General features: G+C 60.3%; 10 protein-coding genes and 2 pseudogenes. 5 read left to right on the plus strand and 7 right to left on the minus strand.

Annotated elements, in window-relative coordinates; all coding sequences use genetic code 11:
- Positions 1-56 precede the first annotated feature (56 nt).
- Together MPZ60_RS12000 and MPZ60_RS25220 are read right to left on the minus strand one after the other, a co-directional pair.
- Positions 57-731: a hypothetical protein gene (locus MPZ60_RS12000; RefSeq protein ID WP_034356000.1), complete on the minus strand. Its 675-nt coding sequence runs from the start codon at positions 729-731 to the stop codon at positions 57-59.
- 727 nt (positions 732-1458) lie between these two features.
- Positions 1459-1644, minus strand: a pseudogene (locus tag MPZ60_RS25220) (hypothetical protein); the annotation flags it as partial.
- 77 nt (positions 1645-1721) lie between these two features.
- On the opposite strand from MPZ60_RS25220, the pseudogene MPZ60_RS12005 reads away from it, so the two are divergent.
- Positions 1722-3274: pseudogene (locus MPZ60_RS12005) on the plus strand (IS3 family transposase).
- A 1-nt stretch (position 3275) separates the two neighbouring features.
- Here MPZ60_RS12005 and MPZ60_RS12010 read toward each other — a convergent pair.
- From MPZ60_RS12010 to dsrO, 3 genes are all read right to left on the minus strand, one after another.
- Positions 3276-6314: a tetrathionate reductase subunit A gene (locus MPZ60_RS12010; protein WP_242881726.1), complete on the minus strand. Its 3039-nt coding sequence runs from the start codon at positions 6312-6314 to the stop codon at positions 3276-3278.
- A gap of 107 nt (positions 6315-6421) precedes the next feature.
- Complete coding sequence (gene nrfD / locus MPZ60_RS12015; protein ID WP_034355834.1) at positions 6422-7462, minus strand: NrfD/PsrC family molybdoenzyme membrane anchor subunit; 1041 nt, start codon at positions 7460-7462, stop codon at positions 6422-6424.
- Positions 7463-7475: 13 nt separating this feature from the next.
- Positions 7476-8324, minus strand: coding sequence for a sulfate reduction electron transfer complex DsrMKJOP subunit DsrO (gene dsrO / locus MPZ60_RS12020; RefSeq protein WP_034355836.1), 849 nt, complete (start codon positions 8322-8324; stop codon positions 7476-7478).
- 594 nt (positions 8325-8918) lie between these two features.
- Here dsrO and MPZ60_RS12025 point away from each other — a divergent pair.
- From MPZ60_RS12025 to MPZ60_RS12035, 3 genes are read left to right on the plus strand one after another with little or no spacing between them, the layout of a single operon-like run.
- Positions 8919-9230, plus strand: coding sequence for a DUF883 domain-containing protein (locus MPZ60_RS12025; protein ID WP_034355839.1), 312 nt, complete (start codon positions 8919-8921; stop codon positions 9228-9230).
- Positions 9231-9255: 25 nt separating this feature from the next.
- Positions 9256-9657 (plus strand): phage holin family protein, encoded by a 402-nt coding sequence (locus MPZ60_RS12030; RefSeq protein WP_080746035.1) that lies wholly within the window; start codon positions 9256-9258, stop codon positions 9655-9657.
- A gap of 1 nt (position 9658) precedes the next feature.
- On the plus strand, positions 9659-10033 hold the full coding sequence (locus tag MPZ60_RS12035) for a hypothetical protein (RefSeq protein WP_034355842.1): 375 nt from the start codon (positions 9659-9661) through the stop codon (positions 10031-10033).
- 78 nt (positions 10034-10111) lie between these two features.
- Here MPZ60_RS12035 and MPZ60_RS12040 read toward each other — a convergent pair whose 3' ends face one another.
- Positions 10112-11158 carry a quinone-dependent dihydroorotate dehydrogenase gene (locus MPZ60_RS12040; RefSeq protein ID WP_034355845.1) on the minus strand — a complete coding sequence of 349 codons (1047 nt, stop codon included), beginning with the start codon at positions 11156-11158 and terminating at the stop codon, positions 10112-10114.
- A gap of 34 nt (positions 11159-11192) precedes the next feature.
- Between MPZ60_RS12040 and rpiA the strand changes: the two genes are divergently transcribed.
- Positions 11193-11891 (plus strand): ribose-5-phosphate isomerase RpiA, encoded by a 699-nt coding sequence (gene rpiA / locus MPZ60_RS12045; RefSeq protein WP_034355848.1) that lies wholly within the window; start codon positions 11193-11195, stop codon positions 11889-11891.
- Positions 11892-12010: 119 nt separating this feature from the next.
- Here rpiA and MPZ60_RS12050 read toward each other — a convergent pair whose 3' ends face one another.
- Positions 12011-12706: a glutaredoxin domain-containing protein gene (locus MPZ60_RS12050; RefSeq protein WP_052057610.1), complete on the minus strand. Its 696-nt coding sequence runs from the start codon at positions 12704-12706 to the stop codon at positions 12011-12013.
- Positions 12707-12808: the final 102 nt, after the last annotated feature.

The following is a 12808-nucleotide window of genomic DNA, read 5'->3' on the forward strand; positions in this document are numbered from 1 at the left end:
TCTTGACTTGGGAGGCCGCAACCCGGGGGCAATACAACTGAGTTCGCGGAGCTTATCTAGTTGGCGGCCGAGTTCGCCCATCCATAAGCATTGCCCGAAGTTCCGCCACCATTGGAGCCTCCGAAGGCTGTACCCAGGCTGAAGCCGGTAGTTGTCGCCTTGCCAACGGAGGAGGCGCCAGAGTTATTGCTGGTCGAGGTTCCTCCCGGCCCCGAGATCGCCTGCGAGTTCGCTCCAAAGTAGGAGTTGGTATGGGCAGTGCTGTTCACCACCGCAATGCCATTGCCGATGGACGCGGTTCCAGCCACATTGTTGGTGCTCGAGTTTGCATAGCCTCCGGCGCCACCGCTGACCAGCTTGCCGGGAGCCTGGCCGAGGTAATTGCTACCTACGTCCGAATGTGCGTTGGCATTGGTGGTTCCGTAGCCGCCGGCAACGCCGCCCCCGCTGGTCGCGGCAAGACTGGTGACGGTTCCTGTGGTGGAGGCGCTTCCTCCGACACTCGATTGGCCCGAGGCCACAGGCCCCCAGGAGCCGGTGGTGCCGGTGCTGGTTCCAAAGCCGCTTGCTTGAGCGCTGGCCGTCGCACTATTGAAGCTCACAGCGCTGCCCGTGCCGGAGCTGGCAGCCGAGGAATAAGTTCCTGAGGACGCATTGGTCCCTGTGTTGGTTGCAGCAGATGCCACACCAGCCAAGGCAGCAACCGCCATGACAATCAAAGACTTTTTCATGATCATTCCTTTGAATAGCGAGTTCTCAGACCACGGGGATGAATTCAGGCGAAAGACCATTTGTCATTGCACAATGATCAATGCCAACCGGAGTTGCGCTTTGGCTTCGCAGATGCCTGTTCCAAAACGTTCTTTCGGTTAATGGCAGTTTCAATAAGCCGGATGAAAACAGAAATACCTTGTTTGGGCACGAAATAGGATTCTGTTGATCTGCTATCGTTATTTGTGCAATTTATTGGAATTCAGAACTGCATTGCTATCAACAATGAAGCGAAATCAGATGATTCCATTATTGTTTTTAAGTGTAATTTTCAAAACAATATAATTGTCTATATTGAGATGGCTGTATACGAATATTTTCCGAGAAGAAAGCAATCTTGTTCTTCTCGACTTTTAATACCAATATTCAGTGGTTTTTAATTGTAAATAATGTACTGTCCAATTCGATTGAATAGTATTTCATGGATTCATTACCATTTTTTTGAGTTTTCGTAGAAGCTGAAGACGGACACTCAGGAATGGTGCCTGTGGTTTGTCATGTCCGATTTCGGGACGAACCTAATCCGGCCCCGATTCTTGTTGCAAGCCAATGGGCGGCAATGCGGTTGATCCTCGGCAGGTTCAAGATATCGCCGCGATTTGCTGGCAGTCGTTTCAAGGCCATCCCTCGTAGATGCGAGCGGCGGGAATTTCTGTCCCGATCGCCCGCCGGAGCTTTAGGCCCTTATCAAGCCTTTCTCACTCTCACTGGCAACCCTTGCCTGACCACTGCCCCCGATACCCAGTCGATCCAGACATTGTCCTTTGCAGGTCGGGTCGGATCGGCAAAGCCTAGAGCATTGAGATTCACGCCATTGCCGTGCTGTGGGTTGGCATGGGTGAGCTGGCCGTCAACCTTGTGGGCCACGGTACCCCCCGCTGTCAGAATAGTTGGAACCTCTACAGATGTTAGAGTTTGAATATCCAACCTGGGGCAGAGAGAAGGTTCCCATGAAGTATTCCCCCGAGCGGCGCGAAGCCATCTTGGCCAAGCTGGAAGCGCCGTATAACCGTACCGTCAATGATCTGGCTGGCGAGGAAGGTATCTCAGCTGCCACGATATACAACTGGCGAAAGCAAGCCCGTAGCACGGGCCGATTGCTTCCAAACGCCTCCCCCACCACGGAAGGCTGGACCTCGGCGCAGAAGTTCAATGCGGTACTGGAAACCGCTGCGTTGACCGAAGAAGAGCTGTCCGAGTACTGCCGTCGCCGTGGTCTATATCCTGAGCAGATTCGTCGCTGGCGCGCCAGTTGTGAACAGGCCAATGATCGGTCTGACCAAGCCGCCGCACGGCAATCAGAAGCGACCAAGGCCGAGCGCAAACGCATACGGGAGCTAGAGCGGGAGTTGCGTCGCAAGGACGCCGCCTTGGCTGAAACGGCAGCATTGCTGGCGCTGCGAAAAAAAGTCCAGGCGATCTGGGGGGACGAGGAAAAATGACCAATGCCACAGATCGCCGTCGGATTGTAGAGTTGGTCAACCAAGCCAGAGCGGCCGGTGCGCGCCTGCGTCATGCCTGTGGCGAGCTGGGAATCGGGCAGAACACCTACCGGCGTTGGTCGGCAGGTGGTGAAGACCAGCGGCCTCACGCGACACGGCCAAGGCCGGCTCATGCCCTGACGCACAAAGAACGCCAGGCGGTGCTGGATGTCTGCCACCGACCGCAGTTTGCCAGCTTGCCTCCGGCGCAGATTGTTGCGCGGCTGCTGGATGATGAGCAACGGTATCTTGCCTCGGAGTCGACCTTCTATCGCATCCTGCATGCGGCGGGAGAACAGCGCCGTCGTGGTCGCCAAGCCGCGCCCCAGCGCAAGGGCCCGCCACGGCGCCATCGTGCCGACCACGCCAACGCCGTGTGGAGCTGGGATGTGACTTATCTGCCGACCCGGGTTCGCGGCCAGTTCTTTTATCTGTACCTGATCGTCGACATCTACAGCCGCAAGATCGTGGGCCACGAAGTCTTTGAAGCCGAGAACATGGCCAACAGCGCGCAGGTCGTTCAACGAGCGGTACTGCGTGAGCAATGTGGTCACCGGCCGCTGGTCCTGCACGGCGATAACGGCTCGGCGATGAAGGGTTCGACCATCCATGCCAAGCTTGAAGAACTCGGCGTCACACCGTCGCACAGCCGTGCCCGCGTCTCGAACGATAACGCCTACTCTGAATCCTTGTTCCGTACCTGCAAATACCATCCCGCCTTCCCTGTGGCTGGCTTTGCCGACCTGACCGACGCCCGCAAGTGGGTGGGGCAATTCGTGTATTGGTACAACGAACAGCATCGCCATAGCGAGATCCGTTACGTCACGCCCGCTCAGCGCCACGCCGGCCAGGATCACGCCATTCTTGCCCGGCGCCATGCCCTTTATCAGATCGCTCGCGCTCAGCATCCTGCACGCTGGTCGGGCAATACTCGAAACTGGCAACCCGTAGGCAGCGTTTGGCTGAATCCAGAGAAGGAAACGACCGTTATCCATGTGCATAGTGAACTAGAAGCAGCATGACTCATGTTCCAACTACATTGACAGACGCCGTACCCAGTTGCTTGTGACCGTAGCCGTGCTCAATGGCGATCGCACCGGGCGCAATACCAGCGCGTACCAAGGCCACGCCTTGGAGTTTGCCGCCGGGGGTGCTGAGTTCGATGTGGTCGCCATTGGCGATGCCCAGCTTTGCAGCGTCGGCCTTGTTGATGCTCACAGGATTGTGTGGGTGCACCTGGCGCAGGCGTGAGGCGGCGATGGACATGCTGCTCATCAGGTTTGACTTGTAGCTGGTCATGGTCAGCGGCCAGTCTTGTTCGGAAAACACTTGGCGCATGTCCGAGCCGTCGGCCAGGCGCGTGGGGTACCAGGTGGGGCAGCCGCTGTAGCGCTCGCCGGTCATGGAGTGGCGCATCCTGGACAGACCTTCGTGCCAGAAAGTGGCCGGGAACTTGGCCTGCAGCTTGAGCTGGTCGTCCGTCCATGCGTCTTCAACCTTGTCGAAGCGGCCGCCACGGCTCATGACCATGGCGACGCGGCGCACTTCTTCGGGGGCGACACGCTGTTCTAGCGATGGCATCCATTTCTCGAGGCCGGTGATTTTTATGTCGTCATCGCTGGCTTCGGGTACAGGCTTGCCCGCCTGATAGGCGATATTGCACATGCCGCGCAGGTAGAAGTCTTCGGCGTTTTCCAGGTCCAGCAGCTCGCCTTGCTTGGTGCTCATCGCATTCTTGCCAAAACCTGGCAGACCCAATTGCTTGGCCACGGCAAAGATGAAGGTCTCGAAGCTGATGGCTTGGCCGTCTGCCGTTTTGGCAGTGGCAGCTTCTACCGTGGGCCAGCGCACTGTGCTGCTCTTGGCTACGACGTCGGCCCAGGGCGCGCCAATGCCCCAGCTCTCATAAGTGACGGTGTCTGGCACGATGTAGTCGGCCAGAGCAGAGGTCTCGTTGATGAAGGGGTCCACCGAGACAAACAGCGGTAGCTTTTTCACGTCCTTGACCGAGTCTGCCAGCGCATTCTCGAAGCCGCACATGGCGTAGATGGGGTTGCTGATGTGGTTGATCCAGGCCTTGACCGGGTAGGGGTAGCCCAGCATGCCGGCGGCCAGCATCTCGCTGGAAAGGCCGCCAGGCGCGGGATACCAGGGCGCCTTGGCGGGGTAGGGGTTCTGGCCCGCTTCCTTTTTGCGCTTGAATTCGCTGGTCTTTTCGTAAGGGAAGCGGGTGCGCGACAGGGCCACGCCCCGGGGTTTGACTGCGCCTTCAAACTGCGCAAAGTTGTATCGCGGTCCCGGGCCAAAGGGGCCGAACGGGCCGGCATCCATGACCCAGCCGCCGCGCACATTGAGGTTGCCGATGAGATTGTTGAGCATGGCAATGGCATAGGCTGTGTAAAAGCCCGAGCCATTCATGGTGCCGCCGTGCGAGTTGGCCACGGCCTGTTTGCCATGGCTGGTGAATTCGCGCGCCAACTCCTCGATCTCCTTGACCGGCACGCCGCACATAGCTGCGTATTCCTCCAGCGTCTTCCTGTGCGCTTCGGCGCGCAGCTTGACAAAGGCGGTGCAGACGGCGATAGGCGCAGGCTCTTCGGTGGCGCCGACAGCCTTGATGGGTGTGAATTCGCGCTCGGCAACCAGCTCGGCAGGCTGGGCCACGGTATGGGCGGCCAGGCTGCCATCGTTCAGCTGCACCACATACACATCTTCGGCGGGTGTTTTTTCGTCGATAGGATCTGGCATGGGCAGACCAATATCTGCGCCGCGCAGGAACTGGCCGTAGCGCGGATGCTTGGGCTCGTTGACCAGCAAGTGGGTGGCGTTGCTCCAGCTGGCTTCGCCAACGCTAGCCATGGCTGCGGGGCCGGGCTGGGTCAGAAACTGCTTGTCATAGCGCTCGTTGTCGATGATCCAGCGGATCAGGCCCATGGCCAGTGCCAGGTCGCTGCCGGGTTTGACGGGCAGCCAGCGGTTGTTGTCACCTGCCGCATGACTGGACGAAGTGGGCAGCATGGGCGAGACCACCACGTATCGATAGGTGTTCTCGCCGCGCGAGCGGGCTTCGGCCAGCTCGCGGCCCACGCGCTGGAATGGGTTGCCAGACTGAGCCGGCGAGGTGCCGATGAACAGGCCAAATCGCGAGCTCTGCCAGTCCGGCTTGCCGTGGGGCATACCGGCCATATCGCCCAGCGCCGCGCCCGTGCCTACCCGGTAGGTCTGGCCGCAGTAAGAGCCGTGGTTGGACACGTTGATGGTGCCGAACGATTGTTTGGCAAAGCGGTTGACCAGCGGAGTACGGCCTTCGTTGGCGGCCTCCGTCACCAGCAATTGGTTGGACTTTGGGCCGTATTCGGGATTGGCTTCATCGATCAGCGTGTTGACGTCGCGGATGGCGCGCAGGCCGTCCACATGGCCTTCGCCGAAGAGATCGCCGCCTTCGCAGATTTCCTGAACTAGCTCTTCGAGCGTGATGCTCTTCCACTGGCCGGAGCCGCGTGGACCGACGCGCTTGAGCGGCTTGAGAACGCGGTGCGGTGCTTTTTGGTGCTCGAGCATGGCCGAGCCGCGGGCGCAACTGGTGGCACGTCCTTCCAGACCGTTGTCACCGCCCAGCATGGCATAGACCTCGCGAACCGGTGTTTCCATGGGGGCGGGGTGGGTGGTGGCCAGGGGGTGATAAGGGTTGCCGGCGATACGGATGATACGGTTGTCGGCAGTATCGACGCGCACACGCACGCCGCACTGTGTCCAGCAGCCCAGACACGAGGAGGGGCTGACCACCTGGCCGGGCTGGGTCGTCAGTTTGCCGCTGACGGGGTCTATACGGAATTCGGGCGTCAGCGAGTTGCCGCGCGTGGCGCTTTGGGTGGCTTTGCCCGAGCTGCCGGTGATCAGCCCTTTGGCTCCCTTGGCCACGGTTTCGCCATAGCCTGCGGCAAAAGCTGCCAGACCGCCTGCGACGGCGCCGCCGCGCAGCAGCATGCGGCGGCGGCCGGCATCGGTGCGATCGGCCTCGACGTCTTGTGATTGTCCAGGGGAGAGTTTCTTGTCAGTCATGGTCTTGCCCTTTGTGTGAGGGAAGGGCAAGCGCTGCAGCGTTTCTATGGTGTTGAGAGCTGCTGGCGCCTGCTGGTATTGCGTTAGATGTGTACTTGGCTTGGTTTTTAGGCAGCGCTGGCGGGCTTGCGGGCCGGGAACAGCTCCAGCGCCCAGGTGGTCAACGCAACCAGTGCCACGCACAGGCCTGCCATGCCCAGCATGCCCATCAGGCCTTCACCGCCCAGAGGCATGCTGTACAGATACAGGCCGGCTCCAAACTTGGGTACGCCCTGCACGCCCATGAACAGTGCCCAGCGGAAGGCCCATGCCGACGCCGCCAGGCCGGTGCCCAGCACCAGGGTGTAGCCCTTGGCTGCCAGACGATGCTCGCCGCGCAGCAGGGCCATCACCACGGCTGCTCCAAACACGGCCGAGCCCAGCATGGAGATGCGCCAGACAGGGAACTCATTGAACAGGCGCACAGCCATGTCGAATGAAGGACTCTGGCCCGCGATGCCGGCAATTCCCCAGGTCAGGGCGCTGGCAATCAGGCCGGTGGCCAGCCACAGGCCCAGATTGCGCAGCCCTTGCAGGGCTGCCGCATCGGGCTGCAAGGATCGGGGCAGAAAGCGGTAGAGCACAAAGCCCATGCCCACGGTGGCCAGCCAGCCGCTGAGTGTCAGATTGATCGGTACCCACAGCGTGTTCCACAGCGGGCGCGATCGGATGACCATGATTTCGGCGCCCGTGTAGACCACGATGCTGAGCGTGGACAGCACCAGTACAGGCACCAGCAGGCGCATCAACCGCTGCTTGCCCAGCCACCACAGCGCGCACATCAACACGCACAGCCCGACAAACGTGGGCATGAGCACGGCACCCAGGCTCATCCACGACCAGGGCGTGAGGTGGGCATAGAAATGCCAGAAGCGTGCAGGCTGGTGCAGGTCGGCCAGCAGGGCCACCGGTGCTGCAATCGCACTCATGGCCAGCACCAGCACCGCTGTGGGCAGCAGGCGCTGGAGCAAGCCTTGGGCCGGCCCGAACGCACAGGCCGAAGTCAGCAGTGCGGCCCCCGTGGCCATGCCGACCAGAAAGAAGTACTGCACGGCCCATGGCAACCATGCCGCTTCGTAGGCCGGGGTCAGGAGTTCAATGATTTGCATGAGGGCACTCCTTTCACAGATGTTCGGCAACAAGGCGAACCGTGGCCTGACCATCGACACCGTTCACAAACTCATCGGGCAGACCGATGTAGAAGACGTGCGGCTTGGTCTTCATGCCCGGCTTGAGGACCTTGATATCGTCCTTGTGAGCATTGATGCGCTGGTTGATTTCGCTGTGCGCGTCGTTCAGATCGCCAATCACGCGCGCGCCACCCACGCAGCTTTCCACGCAGGCGGGCAGCAGACCGGCTTCCAGGCGGTGTTCGCAGAAGGTGCATTTGTCGGCAGTCTGCGTTTCGTGATTGATGAAGCGCGCGTCGTAGGGGCAGGCCTGCACGCAATAGCCGCAGCCCACGCAGCGCTCGTTATCGACAAGAACGATCCCGTCGGTGCGTTGAAATGTGGCTTGAACCGGGCAGACGGGCACGCAAGGCGGTTCGTCGCAGTGGTTGCATAGCCGCGGCAGACTGACCATGGCGGCAGCCGTGTCGCCGGCCTGGTCGATTTCGTATTGCAGCACCGTGGTGCGGAACTGGCCGATGGGGGGCTGGTTTTCGACCGAGCAGCTCACTGTGCAGGCTTGGCAGCCAATGCATTTGCGCATATCGACCAGCATGCCGAAGCGCTTGCCTTGCATGCCGGGTCGGCGCAGGGGCTGGAAGCTGGGGTCGCCGGGCAGCGCTGCGCGGGCGCTGCCCGCAACACCGAGGCTGGCGGCCATGGCAATCAAATCCTGCAAAAAACCGCGCTTGGTGGGCGCAGTCACTGCCTGCTGAGGTGCCTGGGTAATGGATGGAGTGCTGCAGGTGCAGGCCGAACTGCTGGTTGCGCAGTCGGAGAGTTCTCGTTTCTGAAGTGGCATGGCCCTTCCTTTCATCGTCGCACTGGCACCAGAAAGCCCTGATGCTTTAAACATAAAAGAGTATTAAATTAATATCTTTTATGCCTAATTGACTATATGAAAGTTGCCGTTTGTGACACTTGATTTGAGTCAAGTCTTCGCTTGCTGAAGAGTTTTTTTGAATGGAACTCCCGCAAGCAGATGACTTGTTGCCGAGCATGCAGCCACTTTATTAATGAACTGTTAAGCAATCAGTGTGTTGCCGTATGTAATCCGCTTTGCTTGGCGGCAGATGCTGGAGATCAAGCTATGCATGCACGGCATGCCTGAGCTCAGGCTGAGGTCGCTCTGCTGCGCCAACGTAAAGGCTGCTGCAGCAAACAGATTGGTTTGGAGCCTTGAACGGCTTTATATTCCTTGACATGAGGCAGTTTCGCTGCTGTCCGACAGTGCCGCAGGCCCGCGAGTTTCTTGTAGGCGGTGCGTTTTCTGTAAGATGTTCACATGCTGCAGGTTTTATGAGCGGCCGGCCCTGATGCTTGCTGTCTCGCAGCTATCTTGGTGCACTGCCAAGTGCATGCGATATTCCAATTTCGTCACATTGAAAGGATCGATATGTCACGCTCTGTTTCCGACGCCGTTTCCACCGCCCAAGACGATCTGGAAAAACTGGTCAGCGATCTGCGCGGTCTGCTGTCTGCCCGTGAACTGGACAAGCTTCCTGAAATCAGCGTGTTTCGTCAGCGCATCGACGACGGCATGGCCAACGTGCGCGAGTCTGCCGTGCGTGCGGCTCAGGACGCCGCTCGCCAGGCGCGCGAAGCTGCCGATGTGGCGGATCGTTATGCCCACGACGAACCCTGGCGCGTCGCCGGTGCCGCGCTGGCAGTGGGTGCACTGCTGGGTTTCATGCTGGGCCGTCGCTAAGCATTGCTGAGCTGCAAAAGGACAAGTGCCTGTGAATTTGATTTCACTACTAGGTCTTGATTCCCTGCTGGAGCGCTGGCGTGCCAATCTCAACGAGGCAGCGATCGCGGCCGAAGATCGCGTTGATCTTGCGCAGCTTGAGTGGCAACAGCACAAGCGCAGCATGCAAACGCTGGCGGTGCTGGCCATTGTGCTCGGCGCACTCACCGTGGTCGTGCTCATTGTCCTGTCCATGGCTGTGCTCGTGCAGTTCTGGGATAGCGAGCATCGTCAGCTGGTGGCGTGGCTGCTGGTCGGTGGCTGGGTTCTGGTCTGGGGCCTGGGGCTGTGGCGACTGCTGGCAGCTGTCAATCAACTCTCCAGTCCTTTCAGGCTCACGCGGCGCGAGCTCAAATCGGATTGGCAGGCGCTGAAGGAGAGGATTTAGCATGAACAGCATCTCTCCCGATTTGCGATCCACAGAGTTGGAGCCCGTCAAGCCCGCAGGCATGGATGCTCGGCTCTGGGATGAAGCGACAGCCGAGCAAAAGCTGGTGCTGTCGCGCATTGCCAAGCAACGCGCGCGCGTCAAGGCTCGAGCCGCTGCCAAGGCGCAGGCGCAGGCCTTGCGCAGCACGCAGCCTGCACATGTGGACGCCGATGCTCCCCTGCCCGAGCGCCTGCTGTCTTTTGTGCGCCTGCATCCGCTGGCAACGGCGGCAGCGGGGGGCTTGCTCATGGTTCTCGGGCCGCGCAAGCTGATTCGCTGGGGCAGCGCAGCACTGCCCTGGATTCTCAAGCTGCAGCAGCGCGCACGCGGCTGAAGGGTCCTGGAAAAACAGCCCGTCAGGCTCAGGCATGACGGGCTGTTTCTTTGTGCGCAGCCAGGCCACGCGTCAAGTTCAGTGCATATGGGCGATGGCCTGGGCGGCTTCGGTCACAAGATCGGGACCGCGATAGATCAGGCCGCTGTAGATCTGCACCACATCAGCACCTGCGCGGATCTTGCTCACGGCGTCGGCGCCGCTCAGGATGCCGCCCACGCCAATGATGGGAAAGCGGCTGCCAAGGGCTGAGCGCAGCTGGCGAATGATCTGGTTGCTGGCTTCGAGCACGGGCGCGCCGGACAGGCCGCCGGCTTCTTCGGCATGTTGCAGACCCTTGACGGCATCGCGGCTGATGGTGGTGTTGGTGGCAATCACGCCATCCATGCCGTGGCGCTCCAGCGTCGCCGCAATCACGCCGACCTGTTCCTCATCGAGGTCGGGAGCGATCTTCACGAACACCGGCGTGCGCTTGCCATGCTGGCTGGAGAGCTGTTCGCGGCGATTGGCGACAGCTCCCAGCAGAGCATCCAGTGCCTCGTCGCTTTGCAAGGCACGCAGATTCTTGGTGTTGGGTGAGCTGATGTTGACTGTCACATAGTCGGCATGAGGGTACACGCCGTCCAGGGCCTTGATGTAGTCGCTGGTGGCCTCTTCGATGGGGGTTGTGGCGTTCTTGCCGATGTTCAGGCCCAGCAGCATGGCGCCGCCATTGGCGCGCACTTGCGAGCGGCGCACATTGGCCAGAAATGCATCCAGGCCTTCGTTGTTGAAGCCCAGGCGGTTGATCAGTGCATTCTTTTCAGGAATGCGGAACATGCGGGGCTTGGGATTGCCGGGCTGGGGGCGGGGCGTGACGGTGCCCACTTCCACAAAGCCGAAACCCATGGCGGCCAGCGCATCGATGCAGCGCGCATTCTTGTCCAGGCCTGCGGCCATGCCCACACGGTTCGGGAACTTGAGGCCCGCCAGCTCGATGGGGTCGTTGATCAGAGGGCGCGCCCAGGCCTTTTGGAGCAAGGTATTTTGACCCTTTGCCATGAAATTCATGGTGAGGTCGTGGGCCGCTTCGGGGTCCATGCCGAAAAGAATAGGACGCGTCAGTGAGTAAGGAATAAGAGACATGGGGATAATCGCAGGATTACCTGGATTTTCCCTCATGACGACATCTGCTGCACCTCTTTCTCAAGATGAACTGAAAACTTTGGTCGGACAAGCTGCCCTGAAATATGTGGTCGCCGGTGAAATTGTGGGCGTGGGCACAGGCTCCACGGTCAACAAATTCATTGATGCACTGGCCACCATCAAGGATCGGATTCCTGGCGCCGTCTCCAGCTCGGTTGCCAGTACCGAGCGCCTGAAGGCGCTGGGCATCAAGGTGTTCGATGCCAATGAAGTCGCCAGCCTGGCCGTCTATATCGACGGTGCCGACGAGATCGACGGCAAGGGCTATATGGTCAAGGGCGGTGGTGCGGCGCTGACGCGCGAAAAGATCGTGGCGGCGCTGGCTCAGCGTTTTGTCTGCATTGCCGATGAGTCCAAGCGCGTGCCGGTGCTGGGTAATTTTCCGCTGCCCGTGGAAGTCATTCCCATGGCGGCGGCCCAGATCGCGCGTCGCTTTGAAGCCATGGGCGCCGACGTGACGGCGCAGATTCGCATGAAGGATGGTGCGCCGCTGGTGACCGACAACGGCCAGCATATTCTGGATGTCCGCGGTCTGAAGATCGCAGAGCCGCTGGCCTTCGAGTCCGAAGTCAATCAGTGGCCCGGCGTCGTGACCGTGGGCGTGTTTGCTCACCAGAAGGCTGCGGTGTGCCTGCTGGGAACCGCACAAGGCGTGCAGACGCTGGAATACTAAGCAGCAATCTGCGGCCGGAAAGCCACCTGCTTGCGCAGGTGGCTTTTTTATAAAATTGATAGCTGCTAACGCTTTATTGGTAAGTGTTATAGACTGATTTCATTGAAAATTTCTGGCTCCTAGAAGCGCAGGCCTGCGGGGTTTTCGGGCGTGGGCGCGCCAGGGGGCGGGGCTGCTGGCGCCGTGATGCGTGCAGGACGCTCGGCGGGCTTGGCTGCTTCGGCAGCAACTGGTGCCGGCATGGTCAAAGCCTTGGCTGCGGGGGCTTTGTAGTTCTTCGGCAACTGGGGCTGCTTGGGGTAGCCGGCCGCGCTCAGGTACTGGTCCCAGCTGTCGGCGCCAAAACCCTTGAGGTGCTGGTTGCCGATGGTGGCAAAGGGCAGGCTGTCCTGCCCGCTGAGCTTTCTGAGTGCTGCAACATCGCTGCTGGTTTCTATGGTGCGTTCGTTGAACGGGATGCCACGGTTTTGCAGATGAGACCGGGCCTCGTCGCAGGGCTCGCAGTCCTTGCCCGTATAGATCGTGACGGGATAGCGGTTGGCGGTCTGGCGCAGCTCGTAGGGCAGCTGTGCGTTGGCCGAAGATGCCGGGCCATCGGCGTTGCTCACGGCTTCGGCACTGGGCTTGGCGTTGGGGCCGATGGCCCGGTCGGAATAGGTGACCCGCCCGTCAGGGCCCACGCTGCGGTAGAGATTCTGAGCCAGGCTGACTCCGCTCGCCAATGCGGCAAAGGCGGCTACAAGCATTGTCAGCAGCAGGGCGTTGCCGGAGGTCGGTTTCTCGGCCGAAGGCCGGGCAATGAAAGATCGTGGCATCTCAATCTTGGTCAATGAAGTGCAGTGAAGAGGTCTGAGGACGCGAGCGCCGATGGGCAGAGCATAGCTTGCATGGAGGACTGTCTGCTCCCATACTCCGGC

The organism is Comamonas sp. 7D-2 (assembly GCF_022749555.1).
Classification (GTDB): Bacteria; Pseudomonadota; Gammaproteobacteria; order Burkholderiales; family Burkholderiaceae_C; genus Comamonas; species Comamonas thiooxydans.

What these genes read in the sequence shown, in the direction of transcription:
- MPZ60_RS12000 (WP_034356000.1), bottom strand. Translation starts at nt 731, where the DNA reads ATGAAAAAGTCTTTGATTGTCATGGCGGTTGCTGCCTTGGCTGGTGTG.
- MPZ60_RS12010 (WP_242881726.1), bottom strand. Translation starts at nt 6,314, where the DNA reads ATGACTGACAAGAAACTCTCCCCTGGACAATCACAAGACGTCGAGGCC.
- nrfD (WP_034355834.1), bottom strand. Translation starts at nt 7,462, where the DNA reads ATGCAAATCATTGAACTCCTGACCCCGGCCTACGAAGCGGCATGGTTG.
- dsrO (WP_034355836.1), bottom strand. Translation starts at nt 8,324, where the DNA reads ATGCCACTTCAGAAACGAGAACTCTCCGACTGCGCAACCAGCAGTTCG.
- MPZ60_RS12025 (WP_034355839.1), top strand. Translation starts at nt 8,919, where the DNA reads ATGTCACGCTCTGTTTCCGACGCCGTTTCCACCGCCCAAGACGATCTG.
- MPZ60_RS12035 (WP_034355842.1), top strand. Translation starts at nt 9,659, where the DNA reads ATGAACAGCATCTCTCCCGATTTGCGATCCACAGAGTTGGAGCCCGTC.
- MPZ60_RS12040 (WP_034355845.1), bottom strand. Translation starts at nt 11,158, where the DNA reads ATGTCTCTTATTCCTTACTCACTGACGCGTCCTATTCTTTTCGGCATG.
- rpiA (WP_034355848.1), top strand. Translation starts at nt 11,193, where the DNA reads ATGACGACATCTGCTGCACCTCTTTCTCAAGATGAACTGAAAACTTTG.
- MPZ60_RS12050 (WP_052057610.1), bottom strand. Translation starts at nt 12,706, where the DNA reads ATGCCACGATCTTTCATTGCCCGGCCTTCGGCCGAGAAACCGACCTCC.